The organism is Streptomyces sp. NPDC052301 (assembly GCF_044593395.1).
GTDB lineage: Bacteria > Actinomycetota > Actinomycetes > Streptomycetales > Streptomycetaceae > Streptomyces.
Genome location: NZ_JBIUBE010000005.1, coordinates 417,826 through 440,958 on the forward strand (window position 1 = coordinate 417,826; position 23,133 = coordinate 440,958).

The 23,133-nt window shown below is 72.9% G+C and carries 18 protein-coding genes and 1 pseudogene; 8 read left to right on the forward strand and 11 right to left on the reverse strand.

The window, feature by feature from the left end; all coding sequences use genetic code 11:
* Positions 1-301 precede the first annotated feature (301 nt).
* Genes ACIHEJ_RS16350 through ACIHEJ_RS16360 form a run of 3 tightly spaced genes read right to left on the reverse strand, consistent with a single transcriptional unit; the run spans position 302 to position 3,437 of the window.
* On the reverse strand, positions 302-1,141 hold the full coding sequence (locus ACIHEJ_RS16350; RefSeq protein ID WP_400135532.1) for a sugar phosphate isomerase/epimerase family protein: 840 nt from the start codon (positions 1,139-1,141) through the stop codon (positions 302-304).
* Entirely contained in the window at positions 1,138-2,289 is a 1,152-nt protein-coding gene (locus tag ACIHEJ_RS16355) for a dihydrodipicolinate synthase family protein (RefSeq protein WP_400135534.1), read from the reverse strand. The genes ACIHEJ_RS16350 and ACIHEJ_RS16355 overlap by 4 nt, the downstream gene beginning before the upstream one ends.
* Positions 2,286-3,437 carry a Gfo/Idh/MocA family protein gene (locus ACIHEJ_RS16360; protein ID WP_400135536.1) on the reverse strand — a complete coding sequence of 384 codons (1,152 nt, stop codon included), beginning with the start codon at positions 3,435-3,437 and terminating at the stop codon, positions 2,286-2,288. Before ACIHEJ_RS16360 ends, ACIHEJ_RS16355 begins: the two co-directional genes overlap by 4 nt.
* A 247-nt stretch (positions 3,438-3,684) precedes the next feature.
* Between ACIHEJ_RS16360 and ACIHEJ_RS16365 the strand changes: the two genes are divergently transcribed.
* The 6 genes from ACIHEJ_RS16365 (at position 3,685) to ACIHEJ_RS16390 (ending at position 9,060) form a co-directional block, all read left to right on the forward strand.
* Positions 3,685-4,731, forward strand: a complete 1,047-nt coding sequence (locus ACIHEJ_RS16365) for a LacI family DNA-binding transcriptional regulator (protein ID WP_400135538.1) — start codon at positions 3,685-3,687, stop codon at positions 4,729-4,731.
* Between the two features lie 290 nt (positions 4,732-5,021).
* A complete protein-coding gene (locus ACIHEJ_RS16370; RefSeq protein WP_400135540.1) occupies positions 5,022-5,294 on the forward strand; it encodes a hypothetical protein in 273 nt (90 codons plus the stop codon).
* A 55-nt stretch (positions 5,295-5,349) separates the two neighbouring features.
* The gene (locus ACIHEJ_RS16375) at positions 5,350-5,949 is read left to right on the forward strand and encodes a dihydrofolate reductase family protein (protein WP_400135542.1); all 600 of its coding nucleotides are present in this window, start codon (positions 5,350-5,352) and stop codon (positions 5,947-5,949) included.
* 75 nt (positions 5,950-6,024) lie between these two features.
* Positions 6,025-6,951: a GNAT family N-acetyltransferase gene (locus ACIHEJ_RS16380; RefSeq protein ID WP_400135544.1), complete on the forward strand. Its 927-nt coding sequence runs from the start codon at positions 6,025-6,027 to the stop codon at positions 6,949-6,951.
* An 18-nt stretch (positions 6,952-6,969) separates the two neighbouring features.
* Positions 6,970-7,770: a sugar phosphate isomerase/epimerase family protein gene (locus ACIHEJ_RS16385; RefSeq protein ID WP_400135546.1), complete on the forward strand. Its 801-nt coding sequence runs from the start codon at positions 6,970-6,972 to the stop codon at positions 7,768-7,770.
* 66 nt (positions 7,771-7,836) lie between these two features.
* Positions 7,837-9,060 (forward strand): MFS transporter, encoded by a 1,224-nt coding sequence (locus ACIHEJ_RS16390; protein ID WP_400135548.1) that lies wholly within the window; start codon positions 7,837-7,839, stop codon positions 9,058-9,060.
* Between the two features lie 29 nt (positions 9,061-9,089).
* Here the strand turns inward: ACIHEJ_RS16390 and ACIHEJ_RS16395 are convergent, their stop codons facing one another.
* Both ACIHEJ_RS16395 and ACIHEJ_RS16400 read right to left on the reverse strand, forming a co-directional pair.
* Positions 9,090-9,722 carry a hypothetical protein gene (locus ACIHEJ_RS16395; protein WP_400135549.1) on the reverse strand — a complete coding sequence of 211 codons (633 nt, stop codon included), beginning with the start codon at positions 9,720-9,722 and terminating at the stop codon, positions 9,090-9,092.
* A gap of 113 nt (positions 9,723-9,835) precedes the next feature.
* Positions 9,836-11,668, reverse strand: coding sequence for a glycoside hydrolase family 3 protein (locus tag ACIHEJ_RS16400; RefSeq protein WP_400135550.1), 1,833 nt, complete (start codon positions 11,666-11,668; stop codon positions 9,836-9,838).
* A gap of 364 nt (positions 11,669-12,032) precedes the next feature.
* Here ACIHEJ_RS16400 and aroA point away from each other — a divergent pair, with 364 nt between their 5' ends.
* A complete protein-coding gene (aroA, locus tag ACIHEJ_RS16405) occupies positions 12,033-13,268 on the forward strand; it encodes a 3-phosphoshikimate 1-carboxyvinyltransferase (RefSeq protein WP_400135551.1) in 1,236 nt (411 codons plus the stop codon).
* Positions 13,269-13,280: 12 nt separating this feature from the next.
* Here the strand turns inward: aroA and ACIHEJ_RS16410 are convergent, their stop codons facing one another.
* The 5 genes from ACIHEJ_RS16410 to ACIHEJ_RS16430 form a co-directional block, all read right to left on the reverse strand.
* The gene (locus ACIHEJ_RS16410) at positions 13,281-13,673 is read right to left on the reverse strand and encodes a hypothetical protein (RefSeq protein ID WP_400135553.1); all 393 of its coding nucleotides are present in this window, start codon (positions 13,671-13,673) and stop codon (positions 13,281-13,283) included.
* A gap of 107 nt (positions 13,674-13,780) precedes the next feature.
* Positions 13,781-17,500, reverse strand: coding sequence for an ABC transporter ATP-binding protein (locus ACIHEJ_RS16415; RefSeq protein WP_400135555.1), 3,720 nt, complete (start codon positions 17,498-17,500; stop codon positions 13,781-13,783).
* Positions 17,501-17,604: 104 nt separating this feature from the next.
* A complete protein-coding gene (locus tag ACIHEJ_RS16420) occupies positions 17,605-18,630 on the reverse strand; it encodes an esterase-like activity of phytase family protein (RefSeq protein ID WP_400135556.1) in 1,026 nt (341 codons plus the stop codon).
* A 73-nt stretch (positions 18,631-18,703) separates the two neighbouring features.
* Positions 18,704-19,630 carry a serine hydrolase gene (locus tag ACIHEJ_RS16425; protein ID WP_400135558.1) on the reverse strand — a complete coding sequence of 309 codons (927 nt, stop codon included), beginning with the start codon at positions 19,628-19,630 and terminating at the stop codon, positions 18,704-18,706.
* A 222-nt stretch (positions 19,631-19,852) separates the two neighbouring features.
* A complete protein-coding gene (locus ACIHEJ_RS16430; protein WP_400135560.1) occupies positions 19,853-20,779 on the reverse strand; it encodes a serine hydrolase in 927 nt (308 codons plus the stop codon).
* 283 nt (positions 20,780-21,062) lie between these two features.
* Between ACIHEJ_RS16430 and ACIHEJ_RS16435 the strand changes: the two are divergent.
* A pseudogene (locus ACIHEJ_RS16435) lies at positions 21,063-21,323 on the forward strand (hypothetical protein); the annotation flags it as partial.
* Positions 21,324-21,433: 110 nt separating this feature from the next.
* Here the strand turns inward: ACIHEJ_RS16435 and ACIHEJ_RS16440 are convergent.
* Positions 21,434-23,122, reverse strand: coding sequence for a thiamine pyrophosphate-binding protein (locus tag ACIHEJ_RS16440; protein WP_400135562.1), 1,689 nt, complete (start codon positions 23,120-23,122; stop codon positions 21,434-21,436).
* Between the last annotated feature and the right edge of the window lie 11 nt (positions 23,123-23,133).

Here is a 23,133-nt window from a genome sequence, read left to right on the forward strand (position 1 = left end):
TGCAGCGGAGACCCGATCGCCCCGTGGACCGACACTCGTGTGACGAGGGGAAACGGAAGGTGGCGGGCCGGTCGGCGCGTCGGCGCGCTGTGAACCCGCCGCACGCTGCGAGACGTTTCGAGGGGGCGTCCCCGGCCCGTCGGCCCGGTACGCCCCCTCGGCTTTCCCCTCCGTGCCGGAACCCCTTGAATCCCCCCCGGGTCCCCTCCCGTGGTTCCGACGACAGTTACGACACCGGAGGCGGGGGAAGGGTTGCGTCCGGTGGGTGGATTTTTTTTCCGGCCGCTGGATTCCTCCGCCGTCAGGTCCCTCTGATCACATGCTCCACGAAGCGCTCCGCCGTCTCCGTCAGCACCGCTCGGCCCTCCCGTGCCCACAGCCCCTCGTTGAAGAGTTCGACCTCGATGGGGCCGGTGTAGCCGGCGGCCTCCACGTGGTCCTTCCATTCGCGCATGTCGATCGCGCCGTCGCCCAGCTGGCCGCGGCCGTTGAGGACGCCCTCGGGCAGCGGGGTCGTCCAGTCGGCGAGTTGGAAGGTGTGGATGCGGCCGGACGCGCCGGCGCGGGCGATCTGGGCGGGGGCTTGGTCGTCCCACCAGACGTGGTACGTGTCCACGGTCACCCCGACCTGGTGTGCGGGGAAGCGTTCGGCGAGGTCCAGGGCCTGGGCGAGGGTGGAGACCACGCAGCGGTCGGACGCGTACATGGGGTGCAGGGGCTCGATGGCGAGGCGGACACCGTGGTCCTCGGCGTAGGGGGCCAGTTCGGCGAGGGCGTCGGCGATGCGTTCGCGGGCCGCCCGCAGGTCCTTGCTGCCGGCCGGGAGGCCACCGGAGACGAGGACCAGGGTGTCCGTGCCGAGTGTGGCCGCCTCGTCCACCGCGCGGCGGTTGTCGGCCAGCGCCGCCGCACGCTCGTCGGGGTCGATCGCCGTGAGGAAGCCGCCCCGGCACAGGGTGGTCACGGTCAGGCCCGCGTCGCGGATCAGCTTGGCGGTCCGCTCCGGGCCGTACTCCTGGACCGGTTCGCGCCACAGGCCCACCTGGCCCACACCCGACTGGACGCAGGCGTCGGCCAGTTCCGGCAGGGACAGCTGCTTCACGGTCATCTGGTTGATGGAGAAGCGCGCCAGTTCGGTCATTGGTCCACCCCGTACAGCGACAGCAGGTTCTTCATCCGTTCCTCGGCCTGCTCGGGGTCGGGGAAGAGGCCCAGGCCGTCGGCGAGTTCGTAGGCGCGGGTGAGGTGCGGCAGGGAACGGGCCGACTGGAGGCCGCCGACCATCGTGAAGTGGGTCTGGTGGCCGGCGAGCCAGGCGAGGAGGACGACGCCGGTCTTGTAGAAGCGCGTCGGGGCCTGGAAGAGGTGGCGGGCCAGCTCGACGGTGGGGTCGAGGAGGTCACGGAAGCCCTGCACGTCTCCCGTGTCCAGGACCCGCACCGCCTGGGCCGCCGGCGGGCCGAGCGGGTCGAAGACGCCGAGCAGGGCGTGGCTGAAGCCCTGGTCGTCGCCCGCGATCAGCTCGGGGTAGTTGAAGTCGTCGCCGGTGTAACAGCGGACGCCGCGGGGCAGACGGCGGCGGAGGCCGATCTCCCTCCGCGCGTCCAGCAACGACACCTTGACGCCGTCGACCTTTTCCGGGTGCGCGGCGACGACCTCCAGGAACACCTCCGTCGCCGCGTCCAGGTCGGCCGATCCCCAGTAGCCCTCCAGCGCCGGGTCGAACATCGGGCCCAGCCAGTGCAGGATCACCGGCTCGGCGGCCTGGCGCAGCAGGTGGCCGTAGGTCTCCAGGTAGTCCTCGGGGCCGTCGGCCGTGGCGGCCAGCGCGCGGGAGGCCATCAGGATCGCCTGGGCGCCGGACTCCTCGACGACCGCCAGCTGCTCCTCGTAGGCCGCGCGGATGCCGGCGAGCGAGCCGCCGGTGAGCTGGTCGGTGCCGACTCCGCAGGCGATCCGGCCGCCGACCGCCTTCGCCTCCGCGGCCGAGCGGCGGATCAGCTCGGCCGCGCCCGCCCAGTCCAGGCCCATGCCGCGCTGGGCGGTGTCCATCGCCTCGGCGACGGCGAGCCCGTGGGACCACAGGTGGCGGCGGAAGGCGAGGGTGGCGTCCCAGTCGACGGCGGCGGGCGCGTCGGGGGTGGTGTCGGCGAGCGGGTCGGCGACGACGTGGGCCGCCGAGAAGACCGTGCGGGAGGTGAAGGGAGTGCCGGGGGTGACCGCCAGGGGGTCGGTGCGCGGCTCGTACGTGCGCAGGGTGCCGTCGGCCGCGGGGAGTCGGATGGTCACAGCGAGATCTCCGGTACGTCGATGCGGCGGCCCTCGGCCGAGGACTTCAGGCCCAGTTCGGCGAGCTGGACGCCACGGGCGCCGGCCAGCAGGTCCCAGGGGTAGGGGGCGTCGGCGTAGACGTGCTTGAGGAACAGTTCCCACTGGGCCTTGAAGCCGTTGTCGAAGTCGCCGTTGTCCGGGACCTCGTGCCACTGGTCGCGGAAGACCTCGGTGGCCGGGATGTCCGGGTTCCAGACCGGCTTGGGGGTCGCGGAGCGGTGCTGGACGCGGCACCTGCGCAGGCCGGCGACCGCCGAGCCCTCGGTGCCGTCGACCTGGAACTCGACCAGTTCGTCGCGGTTGACGCGCACGGCCCAGGAGGAGTTGATCTGGGCGATCGCGCCGCCCTCGAGTTCGAAGATGCCGTAGGCGGCGTCGTCGGCGGTGGCGTCGTAAGGCTTGTCCTGTTCGTCCCAGCGCTGCGGGATGTGGGTGGTGGCGAGGGCCTGGACGGACCGCACGCGGCCGAACAGCTCGTGGAGGACGTACTCCCAGTGGGGGAACATGTCGACGACGATGCCGCCGCCGTCCTCGGCACGGTAGTTCCAGGACGGGCGCTGGGCGGGCTGCCAGTCGCCCTCGAAGACCCAGTAGCCGAACTCGCCGCGGACGGAGAGGACGCGGCCGAAGAAGCCGCCGTCGACGAGCCGCTTCAGCTTCAGCAGGCCGGGCAGGAAGATCTTGTCCTGGACGACGCCGTGCCTGATGCCCCTGGCGTGGGCGAGGCGGGCGAGTTCGAGGGCTCCGGCCAGTCCGGTCGCCGTCGGCTTCTCGGTGTAGATGTGCTTTCCGGCGGCTATGGCCTTCTTGATCGACTCCTCGCGGGCGGAGGTGACCTGGGAGTCGAAGTAGAGGTCGACGCTGTCGTCCGCGAGGACCGCGTCGACGTCGGTGGAGACGTGTTCCAGACCGTGCCGCTCGGCGATCTCCCGCAGGGCGTGCTCACGGCGGCCGAGGAGGACGGGCTCCGGCCACAGCACGGTGCCGTCGCCGAGGTCGAGGCCGCCCTGCTCGCGCAGGGCGAGGATCGACCGGACGAGGTGCTGGCGGTAGCCCATGCGCCCGGTCACTCCGTTCATGGCGATCCGCACCGTCTTGCGTGTCACGTCAGTCTCTTCGTGGGCGCCGGGCGCCCCGATCAGTACGGCGAGCCAGCACAGCAAGCGCTTTCTATCCGCTGAAGCTAGCCTCTGGGCCGTGTCTGTACAAGACCGTGTCCCCTTCGAGTTGTTCGAGGGGGCGAACAGGAGGGGCGCCTGGCTTTAAGGTCTGCTCGACACATTCTCGGAACCAGCGGCAGGACTTGGCTGTCTACGAGGGCGTACGACGACATGCGCGACCGGAGGACGACAGATGACGGTGACCCTGGCGGACGTGGCGGCCCGCGCCCAGGTCTCCCCCGCGACGGTGTCGCGCGTGCTGAACGGCAACTATCCGGTGGCCGCGTCCACGCGCGAGCGGGTGCTGCGGGCGGTGGACGAGCTGGACTACGTCCTCAACGGCCCGGCGAGCGCACTGGCGGCGGCCACCTCGGACCTGGTCGGCATTCTCGTCAACGACATCGCCGACCCGTTCTTCGGGATCATGGCGAGCGCGATCCAGGCCGAGATCGGCGGGCCGGGGGGCCGGGCGGGCGGCGAGCGGCTGGCGGTGGTCTGCAACACGGGGGGTCTCCCCGAGCGCGAGCTGACCTACCTCACCCTGCTCCAGCGGCAGCGGGCGGCGGCCGTGGTGCTGACCGGCGGGGCCGTGGAGGACGCGCCGCACGCGGCGGCGGTCGCGGCGAAGCTGCGGAAGCTGACGGAGGCCGGGACCCGGGTGGTGCTGTGCGGGCGCCCGCCGGCGGCGGAGACCGGGGCGATCGCACTGACCTTCGACAACCGGGGCGGGGCGCGCCGGCTGACCGAGCACCTGCTCGGCCTCGGCCACCGCCGTCTCGGCTACATCGCCGGCCCCGAGGAGCGTACGACGACCCGCCACCGCCTGGAGGGTCACCGCGAGGCGCTGGCGGGGGCCGGCATCGAGGAGGACCCCGGCTGGACGGTGTACGGCCGCTACGACCGCCGGTCCGGTTACGAGGCCACGCTGGAACTGCTGCGCCGGGACCCCTCGCTGACGGCGATCGTCGCCGCGAACGACTCCGTCGCGCTGGGCGCGTGTGCGGCACTGCGGGACTCGGGGCTGCGGATCCCGGACGACGTCTCGGTGGCGGGCTTCGACGATCTGCCGTTCAGCATCGACGCGGTGCCGGCGCTGACGACGGTACGGCTGCCGCTGGCGGAGGCGGGGGCGCGGGCGGGACGCGTCGCCATGGGCCGGGAGGAGCCGCCGCCCGGCGGGATTGCCTCGGTGCGCGGGGAGTTGATGGTGCGGGGGTCGACGGGGGCGCCGAGGAGTTGAGCGGCGCGGCTCCTCCACCGGCCGACGGTTCGGCCCCGCCTCCAGGGGGTGTGCCCCGGCCGGACGGCGATGTCGGACCTCCCTGCGCAGGCGGTGACGCGCGCGGGCCGGGGAACGACGCGGGCGCCGTTGCCCGGACACCGCACGGGACGCCCGTCCTCGAAGGTCTCGAAGGCCCTGTCCCGTGCCCGTCCTGCGCCGGTACCGCGCGGTGGCACGGCGTCCAGGTCCTCCTGACGGACGGCTCACTGCGGTGGGACACCGAGGTGGGCTGCCCTCGGTGCGGCGGCATGGCCGTGTGCGGCAGGGAGCTGCCGGCCGAGCTGCGGGAGCGGATGCTCGCCGAGCACGGGCGCACGGAACTGCGGCTGGGACCGTCGGCCGACCGGGTCGCGGTCATGCGGGTCCTGCGCCGGGAGCTCGGGATCGGGCTCGGGGAAGTCCGGGCCGTGCTGGAGCAGGGTTACGGCGGCACCCTTCCCGAGACCGAGTTGCTCGCGCGCAGGCTGCGAGCAGTCGGCGTCGATGCGTACGCCGTGCGTGGTGCCGATGAGTTTTCGTAGCGTGGGCAGTCCTCACTGCCGTAAGTGATCAGCCGTACCGGCCAAGGAGTCGATCATGCGTCTCGTAGTCAGCGAGTTCATCAGCCTCGACGGAGTCGTGCAGGCCCCGGGCGGGCCCGAGGAGGACACCGACGGGGGGTTCGCGCACGGCGGGTGGTCGCACCCGTTCTTCGACCCGGAGGTGGTCGGCGGGGCCTTCGCCGCGGGGCTGGAGCGGGCCGACGCGCTGCTGTACGGGCGGCGGACCTACCAGACGATGGCCGCCGCGTGGCCGGAGCGGGCAGGCGACCCGTTCGCCGACCGGATCAACTCCCTGCGCAAGTACGTCGTTTCCGACAGCCTCGACGATTCCGAGCTGACCTGGGGCAACAGCGTGCGGATCCCGGGCGCGCAGGCGCTGGGGAAGGTGCGCGAGCTGCGGGAGGCCGAGGGCGGGGACCTCGCGATGATGGGCAGCCCGACCCTGGTGCGGGCGTTGCTCGCCGAGGGCCTGGTGGACGAGTTGCAGCTGATCGTGATGCCCGTGCTGCTCGGCGGCGGCAAGTCGATCTTCCCGGCGGACGGGGGCCTGCGCGCATGGGAGCTGGTCTCCTCGGCCACCGCGAAGACCGGGGCGCAGGTGAATGTGTTCCGGCCCGCGCGGGGCGACGCGTAGGCGTGGACGCCGGGGCGCGGCGGGCTTAGCCTCGGAGGGAAACCTCTGACTGAGTCAAGTATCCGGGGGCCGATCATGACCGTCCAGGACGTCCGCGCCTTCAACCGCTTCTACACGGGCGTCATCGGCGCCCTCGACTACGGCCGCCACCTCTACGCGCCCTACACCCTCACCGAGTCCCGCGTGCTGTACGAGCTGGCCCAGGTCCCCCAGCTCGACGCGGCCGACCTGAGGACCGGACTCGATCTCGACGCCGGGTACTTGAGCCGGATCCTGAACAAGTTCGAGGAGGACGGGCTGATCGAGCGCGGGCCGTCGGAGAGCGATCCCAGGCGGCGGCGGGTCCGGCTCACCGCGCGGGGGCGCGAGGCCGCCGGGCTGCTCGACGAGCGGGCCCGGGACACCGTGGGGGCGCTGCTCGACACCGTGGCCCCGCAGGACCGGGCCCGGCTGACGGAGGCCATGCGGACCATCCGGACCGTCCTCGGGGACGAGCGGCAGTCCGGCGACGTCGTGCTGCGCGAGCCCCGGCCCGGTGACCTCGGCTGGATCGTGCAGCGCAACGCCGCCCTGTACGCGGCCGAGTACGGCTGGAACACCGACTACGAGGGGCTGGTGGCCCGGATCGTCGCCGACTTCGCCCAGGACCACGACCCGCACCTGGAGCGGGTGTGGATCGCCGAGTGGGGCGGCCGGCCCGTGGGGTGCGTGATGTGCGTGCGGGACGACGCGCCCGGTACCGCGCGGCTGCGGCTGCTGCTCGTCGAGCCCGGGGCGCGGGGGCAGGGCGTCGGCGACCGGCTCGTCGGCGCGGTCGTCGGCTTCGCGCGCGAGGTCGGCTACCGCGACCTGGTGCTGTGGACCAACGACGTGCTGAGCAGCGCCCGCCGCCTCTACCAGCGGCACGGCTTCGCCCTCGTCGCCGAGAAGCCGCACCGCTCCTTCGGAAAGGATCTGATCGGCCAGGACTGGCGGTTGGATCTACGCGAATCGGGCGAGTGACGAGTAGGGTCCGTGCCCATGAAGCTGGCGTTCTCCACTCTCGGTGTCCCCGGCCTGCCCGTCCCGGAGGTCCTCGCGCTCGCCACCGCGCACGGCTACCACGGCGTCGAGCTGCGCGCCCATCCCGAGGAACCGGTCCATCCCGGCCTCTCCCCCGCCGAACGAGCCGAGACCGCGGCCCTCTTCAAGAGCGCCGGGGTCGAGGTACTGGGCCTCGCCGGATACGCGCGTGTCGCCGCGCCCGGTGACGACGCGCCCGTACTGGAGGAGCTCCGGCAGCTCCTCCGGCTCGCCCACGACCTCGGCGCCCCCTTCGTCCGGGTCTTCCCCGGCGCCGATCCCGACCGTCCCCGCGAGGAGTCGGACGCCCTCGCCGCCCGCCGGCTGGGCACCGCCGCCGAGGACGCCTCCGCGCTCGGCGTGCGGATCCTGCTGGAGACGCACGACTCGCACCGCACCGGCGCCGACGCGATCCGGATCCTCGGCCCGGTCGGGCACCGTCAGGTGGGCGCGCTGTGGGACGTGATGCACACCTGGCTGGGCGGGGAGCAGCCGTCACAGACGTACGCGGCGCTCGCCCCGCATCTGGGATACGTGCAGGTCAAGGACATCGCGTCAGCCGAGGACACGACTCCGCTGCCGCTCGGGGCGGGGGTGTTGCCGCTCACCGAGTGCGTGGATGTGCTGTCCCGGCAGGGGTGGGACGGGTGGCTGTGCTGGGAGTACGAGAAGCGGTGGTACGACGCGGCTGCGCCGCTCGCGGGGTTGCTGGGCGGCGGGCGTGAGCACTTGCTGCGCCTGCTGGGGGCGGCCGCGTAGGCAGGTCGCGTGTGCGGGGCCTCCCATGCCCTGGCCAGGCGATCGGCACCCCGTTACCCTCCCCCGGTGATCCAGCCGCTCGTCGACATCCGGCCCCTGCGTACCTCGTCCGTCTTCCGGCGGCTGCTGATCGGGCGGACCGTGTCCGTGTTCGGCGGGTTTCTGACCATGGTGACGGTCATGTACCAGGTGTGGGACGTGACCCGCAGTACCGCCTGGACGGGGGCGGTAGGGCTGGCGCAGGCGGCGCCGCTGGTGGTGTTCGGGCTGGTCGCCGGGGCCTGGGTGGACCGGGCCGACCGGCGGCGGGTCTTCCTGGCGGCCACCGTCGGCCAGGCGGTCTGCTCGCTGCTGCTGGCCGTGCAGGGCTTCACCGGGCATGTCCCGGTGGCGGTGATCCTGCTGCTCGTCGCCGTGCAGTCGGCCTTCGGCGCGCTCGGTGCGCCGGCCGCCGGCGTCTTCGTACCGCGTCTGCTGCCCCGGGAGCAGGTGGCCGCCGGGCTGGCGTTGCAGCAGGTCACCAGTCAGTCGATGATGCTGCTCGGTCCGGCCCTGGCGGGGGTGCTGCTGGGCTGGCTGGGCATCGGGGCCTGCTACCTCCTCGACGTCCTCAGCTTCGGGCTCGGCTTCTACGGCGCCTTCGGGCTGCCCGCGCTGCCGCCGGAGGGCGAGCCGTCGCGGGCCGGGGTGCACGGGGTGCTGGACGGCCTCCGCTTCCTGGCCGGGCACCGGGTGGTGCGGGGCGCGCTGATCACGGACCTGGCAGCGACCGTGCTGTCGTTCCCGGTGAGCCTGTTCCCGCTGGTCAACGCCGAGCGGTTCGGCGGCGATCCGCGCACCCTCGGGCTGTTCCTGTCGGCGTTGGCGGTGGGCGGTGTCGCGGCGACCGTGCTGTCCGGCCCGCTGACCCGGCTCGCCCGGCCGGGCCCGGTGATGCTGTGCGCCTCGGGGACCTGGGGCGTGGCCCTGCTGCTCTTCGGTCTGTCGACCAGCCCGTGGGCCGGTCTCGCGCTGCTCGTGCTCGCCGGGGCGGCGGACGCCACCGCGGTGGTCTCGCGGTCCACGCTCGTGCAGACCCGCACTCCGGACGCGCTGCTCGGCCGGGTCACGGCGGCCGAGGTGATCGTCGGCCAGGCGGGCCCCAGCCTGGGCAACGTGCGCGGCGGTCTCCTCGCCGGCTGGACGTCCGGCACGACCGCCCTGGTCTCCGGCGGCCTGCTGTGCGTGCTGGCGGTGACGGCGGTGGCGACGACGACACCGGAGCTGCGGGACGACGCCGTGACCGCTTGAGGCCGCCCCCGAAGACGAGCGGTTCCTTCTCACAGGCGCCGGGCGCAGCCCACCGGTTCGCGTCCCCCCAGTCGGACGTAGAGCGCGGTCGAGGCGGGGCAGTCCGTGCGGGTGCGGGCCGCCTCGGTGATGCGGTACTGCGGCCGGCGTCCGCCCGAGCCCTCGCAGGCCGTCTCGCGGACCTGGCCGGCGCCGGAGTCGTACACGCAGTCGCCCGGGATCGTGCGGGGGCCGCCTCCGGCGCCGGGGTCGCCCGGGTGCGGGGGTTCCAGGTTGCGCATGCAGGCGTAGCCCTGGGGGATGGCGCCGTCGCCGTCCTCGTCGGCGGCGCCCGCCTGGGCGCTGATGTGCAGCACGAAGTCGGTGGTCGCCGGGCACAGCGGGCCGTCGGCGGCCGTGCCGTCGTAGCGGGCGACGACCCTGGCCGCCGCGCGCTCGCTCGCGCAGGGCACCTCGGTGAAGCTGGTCGTGCCGAAGGAGCTGCACTCGCCGACCCCGAGGAACACCGTGCCGTAGCCGGCGGTCGCACCCGGTGTGGGGCCGGCGTTGCCCACCGGTACACCCGCGGGGCCCTGGCAGGCGGTGAGCAGGGTGGCCGACAGGGCGGCGACGGCGAGTCCGGCCGGCAGCAGCCGGTGCGGCACGCGTACGGCACCCTTCATCGCACACCCCCCATGCACCCCCGTCCAGCGTGACCCGCGGTGCGGGGGCCACGCCAGACATGCCGGAGGGTTTGCGCCTGTTGCTGGTGGTACGCCCGGTGTGTGACGTACGTCTAGTACGTCAGCCCGTGCCCGATCGGGTACAGCACCTGTGCCGGATCGTCCGCCCGCTGCACCGGCACGGGCAGCCTGCCGCGCGGGGACACGCGTCCGGCGATCACCCGGGCGGCGGCGCGCAGTTCGACGTCGGTCCAGCAGTAGGTCGCCAGGAAGCCCTTGACGGCGGGGAGCTGGGCCACGTCGTAGGGGTTGCGGACGGCCACCGCCACCACGGGCCTGCCGGTGGCCAGCAGCCGCTCGACCAGCGTCCGCTGGGAGTCGCTCGCCGCCACGTTGTACGTGGCCACGACCACCGCGTCCGCGTCCTGTGCCGCCGTGACCGCCTTGGTGACGGTCGCGGCGGAAGGGGCGGTGCCGGTGGACAGGGCGGTGGCGGTGAAGCCCAGCTCGGTGAGGGCGGCGGCCAGCACGCCGGTGGGCGGGCCGGTGGTGCCGGACGGGGACGCGGGGTCGGCGCCGACGACCAGGACGCGGCGTTGCTCGCGGCGGTCGAGGGGGAGGATGCCGTCCTCGTTGACCAGCAGGGTCGTGGTCCGCTCGGCGATCCGGTCGGCGGTGGCCAGGTGGGACTTGGTGCCCACCGCGCGGTCGACGCCGGCCCGCGTGGTGAGGGCGTGGTCGAAGAGTCCGAGGCGGGCCTTCAGGCGCAGGATGCGCAGGATCGATTCGTCGAGCCGGGACTCGGTCAGCTCGCCGTCCTGCACGGCCCGCAGCACGGCGTGCCAGGCCACGTCGAGCGACGGCGGGTTGAGCAGCTGGTCGACACCGGCCTTCAGGGCGAGCACCGGCACCCGGTCGTCGCCGTACTTGGTGCGGACGCCCTCCATGCCGAGGGAGTCGGTGATCACGACGCCGTCGTAGCCGAGTTCCTCGCGCAGGATGCCGGTGAGGATCGGGTGCGAGAGGGTGGCCGGGTCGCCGGAGTCGTCCAGGGCGGGGAACTGGATGTGCGCGGTCATGATCGAGTCGATGCCCGCGGCGACGGCGGCCCGGAAGGGCACGGCGTCCAGCTTCTCCCACAGGTCGCGGCTGTGGGTGATGACGGGGAAGCCGGTGTGGCTGTCGACGGCGGTGTCCCCGTGCCCGGGGAAGTGCTTGGCGGTCGCCGCGACCCCGGCGTCCTGATAGCCCTTCACCTCGGCGGCCACCAGCCGGGCCACCGCGTCCGGGTCGGCGCCGAAGGAGCGCACTCCGATGACCGGGTTGGCCGGGTTGACGTTCACGTCGGCGTCCGGGGAGTAGTCCTGGTTGATGCCCATCGCGCGCAGTTCGGTGCCGGAGATCCGGCCGAGGGTGCGGGCGTCGGAGCGGGAGCCGCCCGCACCGATCGCCATGGCGCCCGGGAAGAGGGTGGCGGGCTTGCCCACCCGGCACACCGCTCCGTGCTCCTGGTCGGTGGCGATGAGCACCGGCAGACCGCGCGGCTGGTCCAGGGAGGCCCGCTGGATGCCGTCGGAGAGGTCCGCGATCTGGTGCGGGTCACGGGTGTTGTGGGCCCAGGTGAAGTAGATGATCCCGCCGACGCGGTACGTCGCGATCAGCTCGGCGGCGGTGCGGACGCCGATCTCCTTGAGGTTGGCGTCGATGTCGGCCTGGTCGGGGGCGGTGGCGGAGTGGCCGTAGACCCGCATCACGAACAGCTGGCCGACCTTCTCCTCCAGGGTCATGCGGGAGATCAGGGCGCGCAGCCGGCGTTCGTCGGGGGGCGCGGCGTGGGCGGTCGTCGGGACGGTCAGCGCGGCGGTGAGGCCCGCGGTGGCGGCGAGCACGGCGCGTCTGGACGGCCGTGCGGTGTTTCCCGTGCTTCCCGTGCTGGTGTCGTGCACGTGCGCTCCTTCCAGAGGAGAACCGCTGAAGGAAACTTCCGAGGAGTCACCAATATCCGGGAAGTTTCTTTCCGTCAAGGGAATGCACAGTAACCAGCGAGGGGCCGCCACCGGCGCATTCAAGGGGGGCGCGCCGGTGGCGGCGGGCTGTCGGCCGTGCCGTGGCGGAGGGGGTGGGTCGGCGTTCGCGGCCAGTCGCGAGGGGCCGACACCACGGCACGGAAGACTCGTCCGGCAACCTGGGCGTTGGACGGACGCGGCGGCCGTCGGGTTCCCTCGGCCGCGCGGGAAGCGTCCGGCCGGGAAGCGTCCAGCCCCTGGACGTCGGGGGCCGTCCCCCGGCCGGACCGGCCATCATGCGGCCATGCCCGCAGTCGCCATCCCCGGTTCCAAGTCCATCACCGCCCGCGCGCTCTTCCTCGCGGCCGCCGCCGACGGTGTCAGCACCCTCGTACGCCCGCTGCGCTCCGACGACACCGAGGGCTTCGCCGAAGGACTGACCCGGCTCGGCTACCGGGTGGGCCGTACCCCGGAGGCCTGGCAGGTGGACGGCCGCCCGCAGGGGCCCGCGCTCGCCGAGGCCGATGTCTTCTGCCGCGACGGCGCCACCACCGCACGCTTCCTGCCCGTCCTGGCCGCCGCCGGCCACGGCACCTACCGGTTCGACGCCTCCCCGCAGATGCGCCGCCGCCCCCTCGCCCCGCTCAGCCGGGCCCTGCGCGACCTCGGGGTCGACCTGCGGCACGAGGAGGCCGAGGGCCACCATCCGCTCACCGTCCGCGCGGCCGGCGTCGAGGGCGGTGAGGTCGTGCTGGACGCCGGCCAGTCCTCCCAGTACCTGACCGCGCTGCTCCTGCTGGGCCCGCTGACCCGCACGGGCCTGCGGATCCGGGTGACCGACCTGGTGTCGGCGCCGTACGTGGAGATCACGCTCGCGATGATGCGGGCGTTCGGGGTGGAGGTCGCCCGGGACGGCGAGGTGTACGACGTCCCGCCCGGCGGCTACCGGGCCACCACCTACGCCGTCGAGCCGGACGCCTCGACCGCGAGTTACTTCTTCGCCGCGGCCGCCGTCACGCCCGGCCGCGAGGTGACCGTGCCGGGCCTCGGCGCGGGCGCGCTCCAGGGCGACCTGCGGTTCGTCGAGGTGCTGCGCCGGATGGGCGCGCGGGTGGAGAGCGCGGCGGACCGGACGACTGTACGGGGCACGGGCGTGCTGCGCGGCCTGACGGTGAACATGCGGGACATCTCCGACACCATGCCGACGCTGGCGGCGATCGCGCCGTTCGCCTCCGGTCCGGTCCGTATCGAGGACGTGGCGAACACCCGGGTGAAGGAGTGCGACCGGCTGGAGGCCTGCGCGCGGAACCTGCGGCGGCTCGGCGTGCGGGTGCGGACCGGCCCCGACTGGATCGAGATCGAGCCCGGCTCCCCCGCGCCCGGCACGGAGATCACGTCCTTCGGCGACCACCGCATCGTGATGTCCTTCGCGGTCACCGGCCTGCGCGTGCCCGGGCTGTCGTACGACGATCCCGGCTGCGTCCGCAAGACGTTCCCCGGCTTCCACGAGGCGTTCGCGGGGCTGCCCGCGGCCGGCTGACCGGCGTGCGGATCAGCAGAGGATCCAGCCGCTGCTCCTCGACGACGACCCCACCGAGCCCTTGATCCACACGCAGCGGTGACCGGCGTGGACCGTCACCGGGCCCGCGAGGTGCCGGTAGCTGCCCGTGTCGACGACCGGGCGGCTGCCGCGGGCCTGGACGCTGACGGACATCGTCTGGGGGGCGCCGGGGTGTCTGGCGACGGTGACGGCGCAGACGTAGCCGTCGCGCTTGAAGACGTGGGTGACGCCGGTTCTGAACGGCAGGGTCCGCACCTCGTGTCCCGAGCAGGTGCCTCCGGCCGCCGCCTGCGCGGTACCGGTTCCCACCAGGGCCAGCGCCCCGGACGCGGCCAGCACGGCCGCGCCGAGCGCCAGGCGTCGGCGTATCGCACCACTGTCCACTCTTGTCCTCCCCGTACTCCGGTCACACACCCGACGACCGTACTGATGTACGGACGCACGGGTGTGTCGGATGGTTGCACGACCGTCAGAAGGACGCGTCGGCGGGGCTATCGGGAGGCGGCGACCGGTTCCTCCGGTTCGGGGCGGCCGAGGAAGGTCCGCCAGAGTTCGGCGTACCGGCCGCCGCGCGCCAGCAGTTCCTCGTGGGTGCCGTCCTCCGCGACCCGGCCGCGGTCCATGACCACCACCCGGTCGGCGCGGGCGGCGGTGGTGAGCCGGTGGGCGACCACCAGCGTGGTACGGCGGCCCACCAGGCGGTCGGTGGCCTGGTTGACCTGGGCTTCCGTGGCCAGGTCCAGGGCGGCCGTGGCCTCGTCCAGGAGGAGGACGTCGGGGTCGACCAGCTCCGCGCGGGCGAGCGCGATCAGCTGGCGCTGGCCGGCCGAGAGGTTGCGGCCGCGCTCGGCGACCTCGTGCAGGTAGCCGCCCTCCAGCGTGGCGATCATCTCGTGCGCGCCGACCGCCCGCGCCGCCGCCTCCACCTGGGCGTCGGTGGCGTCGGGGCGGCCGTAGGCGATGGCGTCGCGGATCGTGCCCGGGAAGAGGTAGGCCTCCTGCGGGACCACCCCGAGCCGGTGCCGGTACGCGGTGATGTCCAGGGTCCGCAGGTCGGTGCCGTCGACCGTGACCCGGCCGGCGGTCGGGTCGTAGAACCGCGCGACCAGCTTGACCAGGGTGGACTTCCCGGCGCCCGTCTCGCCGACGAACGCCACCGTCTGGCCCGCCGGGATCGTCAGGTCGATGCCGGTCAGCGCCTCTTCGTCGGCGCCGTACGCGAAGTGCACGTCCTCGAAGGCGATGTCGCCGCGCAGGGACGGCACGTCCAGCGGCTCGTCCGCCGGCTTCGTGGACGCCGGCTCGCGCAGCAGCTCCTGGATGCGGCCCAGGGAGACCGTGGCCTGCTGGTAGCCGTCGAAGACCTGGGACAGCTGCTGGACGGGGGCGAAGAACAGATCGATGTAGAGCAGGTAGGCGACCAGCGCGCCCGTGGTGAGGGTGGCGGCCTCGATGCGGTGCGCGCCCGCCATCAGGACCGCCGCCGCGGCGACCGAGGACAGCAGCTGGACGAAGGGGAAGTAGATCGATATCAGCCACTGGCCGCGGGTGCGGGCGCGCCGGTAGCTGTCGCTGCGCTCGGCGAACCGCCGGCCGCCGTCCCGCTCGCGCCGGAACGCCTGCACGATCCGCAGCCCGGCCACCGACTCCTGCAGATCGGCGTTGACCACCGAGACGCGTTCCCGGGCGAGTTCGTACGCCCGCACGCTCGCCCGGCGGAAGAAGAAGGTCGCCACGACCAGCGGGGGCAGCGTCGCGAACACGACCAGCGCGAGCTGTACGTCGAGCACCAGCAGGGCGACCATGATGCCGAAGAAGGTGACGACCGCGACGAACGCGGTGACCAGGCCGGTCTGCAGGAAGGTGGACAGGGCGTCGACGTCCGTCGTCATCCGCGTCATGATCCGGCCGGTCAGTTCGCGCTCGTAGTAGTCGAGGCCGAGCCGCTGGAGCTGGGCGAAGATCTTCAGGCGCAGGGAGTACAGCACGCGTTCACCGGTGCGGCCCGTCATGCGGGTCTCGCCGAACTGTGCCGCCCACTGCACCAGCACGGTCAGCAGGCCCAGCAGGGACGCCGTCCAGACCGCCCCGAGCGCCATCCGGGTGACGCCCTGGTCGATGCCGTGCCGGATCAGCACCGGCAGCAGCAGGCCCGCGCCCGCGTCCACGGCGACCAGCAGCAGGCTGATCAGGAGGGGCGCGCCGAAGCCGTGCAGCAGCCGGCGCAGGCCGTACGACTCCTCCGGGCGGACGGCGCGCGTCTCGTCGACGTCGGGGGTGTCGGTCGCCGGGGGCAGCGCCTCGACCTGGGCGAGGAGGGCGGGGGTGGCCGGGGTGCCGGAGAGCGCCTGGTCCTTGGGTTCGCGGTCGCCGGTCCACAGCCTGGGGGTGACTCCGCGCTCGGCGTCGAACTCGGCGTCCAGCTCGTCCCGGACGCTGGTGTCCTCGCGCGGCAGGACGGGCTCGGTGTGGCCCGGCGAGACTCCGCCCAGCTCGTCCGGGTCGGTGAGCAGGCGGCGGTAGAGGGCCGAGCGCTCCTGGAGTTCCTCGTGGGTGCCGACGTCGGCGAGCCGGCCGCCGTCCAGGACGGCGATGCGGTCGGCGAGGTTCAGGGTGGAGCGGCGGTGGGCGATCAGCAGGGTGGTGCGGCCCGCCATGACCTGTTCGAGGGCCTCGTGGATCTCGTGCTCGACCCGGGCGTCCACGGCGGAGGTGGCGTCGTCCAGGACCAGCAGCCGCGGGTCGGTGAGCAGGGCGCGGGCGAGCGCGATGCGCTGGCGCTGGCCGCCGGAGAGGGTCAGGCCGTGTTCGCCGACCTTGGTGTCGTAGCCCTGGGGCAGCTCCCGGACGAACCGGTCGGCCTGGGCGGCGCGGGCGGCGGCCTCGATCTCCTCCTGGCCGGCGTCCGGGCGGCCGTAGGCGATGTTGTTGCGGACGGTGTCGGAGAAGAGGAAGGAGTCCTCCGGGACCAGGCCGATCGCGGCCCGCAGGGACTCGAGGGTCAGCTCGCGGACGTCGTGGCCGCCGATCAGGACGGCGCCGTGGGTGACGTCGTAGAAGCGCGGCAGCAGCAGGGAGAGGGTGGACTTGCCGGAGCCCGAGGAGCCGACGACGGCGAGGGTCTCACCCGGGCGTATCTCGAAGCTGAGCCCGTCGAGGACCTTGGGGCCGTGGTCGTAGCCGAAGGAGACGTCGTCGAACTCGACGGTGGCGGGCGCGTCGGCGGGCAGCTCCTTGGTGCCGTCCCGCAGCGTCGGCTCGGTGTCGATCAGCTCCAGGACGCGCTCGGTGCCGGCGCGGGCCTGCTGCCCGACCGTGAGGACCACGGCGAGCATGCGGACCGGGCCGACCAGCTGGGCGAGGTAGCTGGAGAAGGCGACGAAGGTGCCGAGGGTGATGTGCCCGCGCACCGCGAGCCAGCCGCCGACGGCCAGCATGGCGACCTGGCCGAGCGCGGGCACGGCCTGCAGGGCGGGGGTGTACTTGCTGTTCAGGCGGATGGTGCGCAGGCGGCCCGCGAAGAGGCGGCGGCCGACCTCGCGCAGCTTGCCCGTCTCCTGCTCCTCCTGCCCGAAGCCCTTCACCACGCGTACGCCGCTCACGGCGCCGTCGACCACGCCCGCGACGGCGGCGGCCTGGGCCTGCGCGTACCAGGTGGCGGGGTGCAGCTTGCTGCGGCTGCGCTTGGCGATCCAGCCGAGGGCGGGGGCGACGGCGAGCGCGATCAGGGTCAGCGGCAGCGACAGCCACGCCATGATCACCAGGGACATCAGGAAGAGCAGGAGGTTCCCGATGGTCATCGGGAGCATGAAGAGCAGGCTCTGGATCAGCTGGAGGTCGCTGGTGGCCCGGCCCACGACCTGCCCGGTGGACAGCTCGTCCTGGCGGCGGCCGTCGAGGCGGGTGATCGTGTCGTACATCTGGGTCCGCAGGTCGTGCTGGACGTCCAGGGCGAGCCGGCCGCCGTAGTAGCGGCGGACGTAGGCGAGGACGTAGACGATGAGGGCGGCGCCGATCAGGGTGGCGGCCCAGGGGAACATGGAGCGGGTGTGGGTGTCGATGACGTCGTCGATGATCACCTTGGTGATCAGGGGGACGACGGCCATGACGGCCATGCCGGCCAGGGAGGAGCCGAGGGCGAGGACGACGTCCTTCGGATATCGCCAGGCGTACGCCGCCAGCCGTCGCGCCCATCCCCGTTGCGCTTCCACGCCGGTGCCTTCCTGTCGACCTGCTCTACCGGAAGGCACCAACACCGAACGAAGCGGATTTCATCCCTCCGCAACAATCGGAGGAACAACCGGAGGGCGCGGGGTCACACCCGTACCCGCAGGTAATAGAAGCGGGTCGTCTGTACGGCGTTCTGGTTGTCGTCGCTCACCAGGAGCACCCGCAGGCGGCCGGCGCGGTCGCGGCCCGTGATCGTCATGCCCTCGATGTTGTCCAGCAGCGGGTTCGGCTGGGGCTGCTTCGCCGTGGCGCCCAGGGACGGGCAGTCGGCGATGTCGGCCAGCAGGGTCTTCCTGATCGGCCGGACCCCCGGCTGCCCGGTGAGGTTCTCGATACCGCTGGTGTCCGTGGCGTGGCGCGGGTCGGCCAGGTAGAGGCGGACCGTGTTGCCGACGCCGGCGGTGAAGCCGCGCTCCAGGACGAGCAGGCGGCCGTCGGGGGTGGCCTGGACCTCGGGGACGCCGAGACCGGCGTCGGTGCGGTAGGCGTACTGGGCGGCGAGCCGGAAGCGGCCCTGGTGGCGCTGCCAGGTCTGGAAGCGGACGGTCCCGGCCGAGTCCCCCGAGAGCGCGTACTCCATGGAGGCCAGCAGGGTCCGCCCGCCGGGCAGCAGGGTCAGGCCCTCGAAGGTCTGGTTGGCGGTGGCACGGCCGGCCGGGGCGACCTGCAGGGAGGACGGCACCGGGAGGCGGTCCAGGATCCTGCCGTCGCGCGAGTGGCGCCGTACGGAGGGTTCGGTCTCGGAGGTGATCAGCCGGGTGCCGTCACCGTCCACGACCAGGCCCTCGGAGTCGAGGTCGGCGCCCTTCTCGTCGGCGAGGTGGACGGCGGACCTCGGCCGGAGGGTCGCCGGGGCCAGGCCGAAGAGGGAGGAACGGTCACCCAGGGCCGCGAGCGAGCCGTCCCGGTCCACGGCGAGGGCGGAGAAGTTGCCGACGAAGGTGCCGTCGTACGTCGTCTTGTCGAGCACGTCGGAGAAGCGGTCGAGGGAGACGGCCGGAGAACAGGCGTGGCCTTCGGCGGAGTTGGCGTCCGCGGGCCCGGCGGCGGTCAGGCAGGTGGCCGCCGCCAGGCCGGCGGTGAGGGTGGCGAGTACGGTTCTCAGGCGCATGCCGGTCACCGTAGGGCGATCCGGTGACCTGCGGGAGACCGCCCCGTGAAACCCTGTCACCCCGTCGAACTCGTCACGTCCGGGGCGGAGTGGCGACGAACGCCTCGTGCGGCCGGCTGGTCGGGGTGTACCGGGTGACGCCGGACTTCGCCGGGACCAGGTCCTTGTGGATGGCGGTGGCGACGCTCTGGATCGTGGCGACGCCGTCGTCCATGGTGCTGTTGTCCTGCGTGAACACGCTGATCATGTAGTCGTGGCCGGCGCCGTTGAAGGTGCCGAGGCTGTGCACCCGCCAGCCGTGCGTCGAGCGCTGCAGCCAGCCGTTCTTGACGTGCACGGAGACCGAGGAGGGCGCGCCGGCCGGGGTGCCCCAGCGCTGGTCGGCCTCGACCTGGCCCATCAACTTCAGGATGTAGGCGCGGGAGTTGTCGCTCAGCACCGAGTTCTTGGCGGTGACGAGCTTCAGCAGCTTCTGCTCGTCGGTGATGTTCTCCTGGGTCAGGCCCCAGTAGCCGTCCGCGCCCGGCGTGGTCCTGGTCATCCCGGCGGCGGTCAGGAAGCCCTGGATCTTCGCCACACCGAGCTGCTTCCACAGCGCGCTGGTGGCGTCGTTGTCCGACTGCGTGATCATGGCCGTGGCGAGGTCGGACTCGGTGTCCGTGAGGTGGCGGTCGCTCTTCTTCGCGTCCCACAGCAGGGCGGCGAGCACGGTGACCTTGACGGTGCTGGCGGAGTCGAAGGCGGTGGCGCCGTTCAGCGTGCAGGTGGTGCTGCCGGAGCGGTCGTACAGGCCCAGCGCGACAAGGCCCTTGCGGTTCTTCAGGGCGGCCGTGAGGTCCTTCGTCAGCTTGGCGGCCAGGCCCGCCGTGCCGGACGTACAGCTGACGGCCGGCGCCGGCGTGGGGGCCGCGGCGGCCGGGACGGCGACGGCCGGGGCGAGCACCGCGGCGGCGAGGGCCGCCACCAGTGCCCCGGTACGGCCGCTTATCCGATGGGTCATGCGAACTTCCCCCTTGGAGCTCGGAACTCCCGTAGGTCACACGGAGGTTCGACGAAAGGTGTACGCATGTTCCCAGGACCCGCGTTCGAGGATTCACGGGGGTGCCCCCCCCCGGGGCTCGGCGCGGTGGGGCGGCACCGTGGCGCTCACGGTGCCGCCCCACCGAGGGCGCCCGGGAAGGGGCGTACCGACGCGCTGTGGCCGGCCGCCGTGGAGCGGGTGTCAGCCCTGCGGCGGCACCGCGACGTAGGCCTCGCTCGGCCGGCTGGTCGGGGTGTAGACGGCGGTGCTCGACGTGGTCGGCACGAGGTCCTTGTGGATGACCTTGGCGACGTTCTGGATGGTCGTGACGCCGTAGCTCATGGTGCTGTTGTCCTGCGTCAGCACCGAGATCATGTAGTCGTGGCCGGCGCCGTTGAAGGTGCCGAGGCTGTGCACCCGCCAGCCGTGCGTCGAGCGCTGCAGCCAGCCGTTCTTGACGTGCACGGAGACCGAGGAGGGCGCGCCGGCCGGGGTGCCCCAGCGCTGGTCGGAGACGACCTGGCTCATCAACTTCAGGATGTAGGCACGGGAGTTGTCGCTCAGCACGCTGTTCTTGGCGGTGACGAGCTTGAGCAGCTTCTGCTCGTCGGTGATGTTCTCCTGGGTCAGGCCCCAGTAGCCGTTGGCACCCGGCGTGGTCTTCGTCATCCCGGCGGCGGACAGGAAGCCCTTGATCTTGGTGAGGCCGAGCTGCTTCCACAGCTTGCTCGTCGCGGTGTTGTCCGACTTGGTGATCATGGCCTTGGCGAGCGACTGCTCGGTGGTCGTCAGGTACCGGTTGTGCTTCTTCGCGTCCCACAGCAGGGTCGCGAGCACGGTGACCTTGACGGTGCTGGCCGAGTCGTAGGCGCTGGTGGCGCGCAGTGTGCAGGTGGTGCCGGTGCTGCGGTCGTACAGGCCGAGGGCGACGGTGCTCTTGCGGTTGGCCAGGGCCGCGGTGATGTCCTTCTGCAGCTTGCCGGCCAGGCCCGCCTTGGCGGAGGTGCAGCTGACGGTGGGCGTGGTCGCGGCGGCCGGCGTGGCGGCGGCGGTCACGGCCGGTATGAGCAGCGCGGCACCGAGGGCGGCGGCGCCCACTCTGGCACGACCGGATGTCCGGTAAGTCATGGAAAGTTCCCCTTGAACGTCGTACGGGCGTCCCCCTGAACGCCGTTGCGCGCACCCGTGCGCTGCCTGGATGGACTCGCCGGGGCGCCAGATGGTTGTACAGATGTTCCAGGGGCGGTAGTTCGACAGGGCCCTCGGGCGCCCGGTCCCCGGGGTCGCCCGGTCCCCGGGGTCGCCCGGTCCCCGGGGTCGCCCGGTCCCGACGCGGTCCGGCCGGCCGTCCCACTGCCTGCGCCCAGGTGGGCCGCAGTCCGTACCCATCGCCGGGCTGCAAGGTGCACCGGTGACATCTGCCACCGATCCCCTCCCTCACCCGACGACCGCGGCCCCCGGCCCGCCGTCGCCCTCCGCACCGCCGTCGTCGCCGGACCGCGCGCCCCGCTGGTCGCTCCCGGCGCTGCTCGCCATCCTGCTGCTGGCGGCGGTGCTCTACTCCTGGAACCTGTCGGGCTCCGGTCTCAACAGCTTCTACAGCGGCGCCGTCTGGGCCGGCACGAAGAGCTGGAAGGCCTGGTTCTTCGGATCACTGGACCCGGGCAACTTCGGGTGATTGGCAGGTGTGTTCCACCCCATCGATCGCTTGGTCCTGGTGCTCGTGGAACACATCTGCCGATTGCGGCCCCGTGAACATGCCTTGAGGCACGTCGCAGGGGCTCACCGGCCCAGGTGCGTAGGCGCGAACATCCGCAGCACCGCCGGGAGCACGACCACCGAAGGGCCGGGTGCGGACAGGGCCTTCGCCAGGTCCTCCTCCAGGGTCTCCGGGGTCGTACGCACGCCGGGTACCCCGAAGGACTCCGCCAGGGCCACGTAGTCCGGGCGGGTCAGCTCGGTCGCCGTCGCCTGGCCGAAGGCGTCCGTCATGTACTCGCGGAGGATGCCGTAGCCGCCGTCGTCGACGATGAGCCAGGTGACCGGGAGGTCGTACTGGCGAGCCGTGGCGAGCTCGGCGATCGAGTACAGGGCCCCGCCGTCGCCGGACACGGCCAGCACCGGGCGGGTCGGGTCGGCCGCCGCCGCGCCCAGTGCCGCCGGGAAGCCGTAGCCGAGGCCGCCGGCGCCCTGGGCCGAGTGCATGACGTTCGTGCCGCGGGGGTCGAAGGCCGACCACGCCCAGTACGCCAGGATCGTCATGTCCCAGAAGGACGGGGCACCGGCGGGCAGGGCGCGGCGGACGGCCGCCAGCACCTGCTGTTCCAGGTCCAGCTCCTGGGAAGCGATGCGCTCACCGACTCGGGACAGCAGTTCTCGCACCCGCGCCGGCGCCGCCTCGTCCGTGCGCTCCTCCACCGTCTCCAGCAGGGCCTGCAGCGCGAGCCGGGCGTCCGCGTGGATGCCGAGGGCCGGGTGGTTGGACTCCAGCTTGCCGAGATCGGCCTCGATCTGGACGACCCGGCCGCGGGGCTCGAACGTGTAGTAGTTCGAGGAGAGTTCGCCGAGGCCGGAGCCGACCACCAGGAGTACGTCCGCGTCCTCCAGGAAGTCCGTCGTGTGCCGGTCCTCCAGCCAGGACTGCAGCGACAGGGGGTGCTCCCAGGGGAAGGCTCCCTTGCCGCCGAACGTGGTCACCACCGGCGCGTCCAGCTTCTCGGCCAGCTGCAGCAGCTTGCCCGCGGCGTCCGACCGTACGACCCCGCCGCCCGCGATGATCGCCGGACGGGAGGCATGGGACAGCAAGTGAGCCGCCACCGCCGTCAGTTCGGGGCGCGGGACCAGGTCCTCGGGCGTGGCGTCCGGGGCCGTCACCACCGGCAGCCCGGTCTGGGCGAGCAGCACGTCCTGCGGGATCTCCACCCACACCGGGCCGTGCGGAGCGGTCAGCGCCGACTTCCAGGCCGCCGCGATCGCGGAGGGGATCTGGGACTGGGTGCGGACCGTGTGGACGGACTTGACCACGCCCCGGAACGAGGCCGCCTGGTCGGGGAGTTCGTGGAGGTAGCCGTGGCGGCCGCCGCCCAGGCCCGCCGTCGGGATCTGGCTGCTGATCGCCAGCACGGGGGCGGAGGCGGCTGCCGCCTCCTGCAGGGCCGCGAGGGACGTCAGCGCGCCCGGACCGGTCGAGAGCAGCAGGGGGGCCGCCTCGCCGGTGATCCGGCCGTACGCGTCCGCCGCGAAGCCCGCGTTGTTCTCCACCCGCAGGCCCACGTAGCGCAGGGAGGAACGCCGTAGCGCGTCGAACATGCCGAGGGCGTGCTGGCCGGGCAGACCGAAGACGGTCGTCGCGCCCAGCCCGGCCAGCGTCTCCACGACCAGGTCTCCGCCGTTGCGGCCCGGGGGCGGGTTCAGCGCGGCCTCCGTCTGCGCGGGCGTCGGGCGGAGTACCAGGTCGTGGTCGTGAGTCACTGCTCTCGATC

What these genes read in the sequence shown, in the direction of transcription:
- ACIHEJ_RS16425 (WP_400135558.1), bottom strand. Translation starts at nt 19,630, where the DNA reads ATGACCCATCGGATAAGCGGCCGTACCGGGGCACTGGTGGCGGCCCTC.
- ACIHEJ_RS16380 (WP_400135544.1), top strand. Translation starts at nt 6,025, where the DNA reads ATGACCGTCCAGGACGTCCGCGCCTTCAACCGCTTCTACACGGGCGTC.
- ACIHEJ_RS16350 (WP_400135532.1), bottom strand. Translation starts at nt 1,141, where the DNA reads ATGACCGAACTGGCGCGCTTCTCCATCAACCAGATGACCGTGAAGCAG.
- ACIHEJ_RS16395 (WP_400135549.1), bottom strand. Translation starts at nt 9,722, where the DNA reads ATGAAGGGTGCCGTACGCGTGCCGCACCGGCTGCTGCCGGCCGGACTC.
- aroA (WP_400135551.1), top strand. Translation starts at nt 12,033, where the DNA reads ATGCCCGCAGTCGCCATCCCCGGTTCCAAGTCCATCACCGCCCGCGCG.
- ACIHEJ_RS16420 (WP_400135556.1), bottom strand. Translation starts at nt 18,630, where the DNA reads ATGCGCCTGAGAACCGTACTCGCCACCCTCACCGCCGGCCTGGCGGCG.
- ACIHEJ_RS16375 (WP_400135542.1), top strand. Translation starts at nt 5,350, where the DNA reads ATGCGTCTCGTAGTCAGCGAGTTCATCAGCCTCGACGGAGTCGTGCAG.
- ACIHEJ_RS16370 (WP_400135540.1), top strand. Translation starts at nt 5,022, where the DNA reads ATGGCCGTGTGCGGCAGGGAGCTGCCGGCCGAGCTGCGGGAGCGGATG.
- ACIHEJ_RS16385 (WP_400135546.1), top strand. Translation starts at nt 6,970, where the DNA reads ATGAAGCTGGCGTTCTCCACTCTCGGTGTCCCCGGCCTGCCCGTCCCG.
- ACIHEJ_RS16430 (WP_400135560.1), bottom strand. Translation starts at nt 20,779, where the DNA reads ATGACTTACCGGACATCCGGTCGTGCCAGAGTGGGCGCCGCCGCCCTC.
- ACIHEJ_RS16365 (WP_400135538.1), top strand. Translation starts at nt 3,685, where the DNA reads ATGACGGTGACCCTGGCGGACGTGGCGGCCCGCGCCCAGGTCTCCCCC.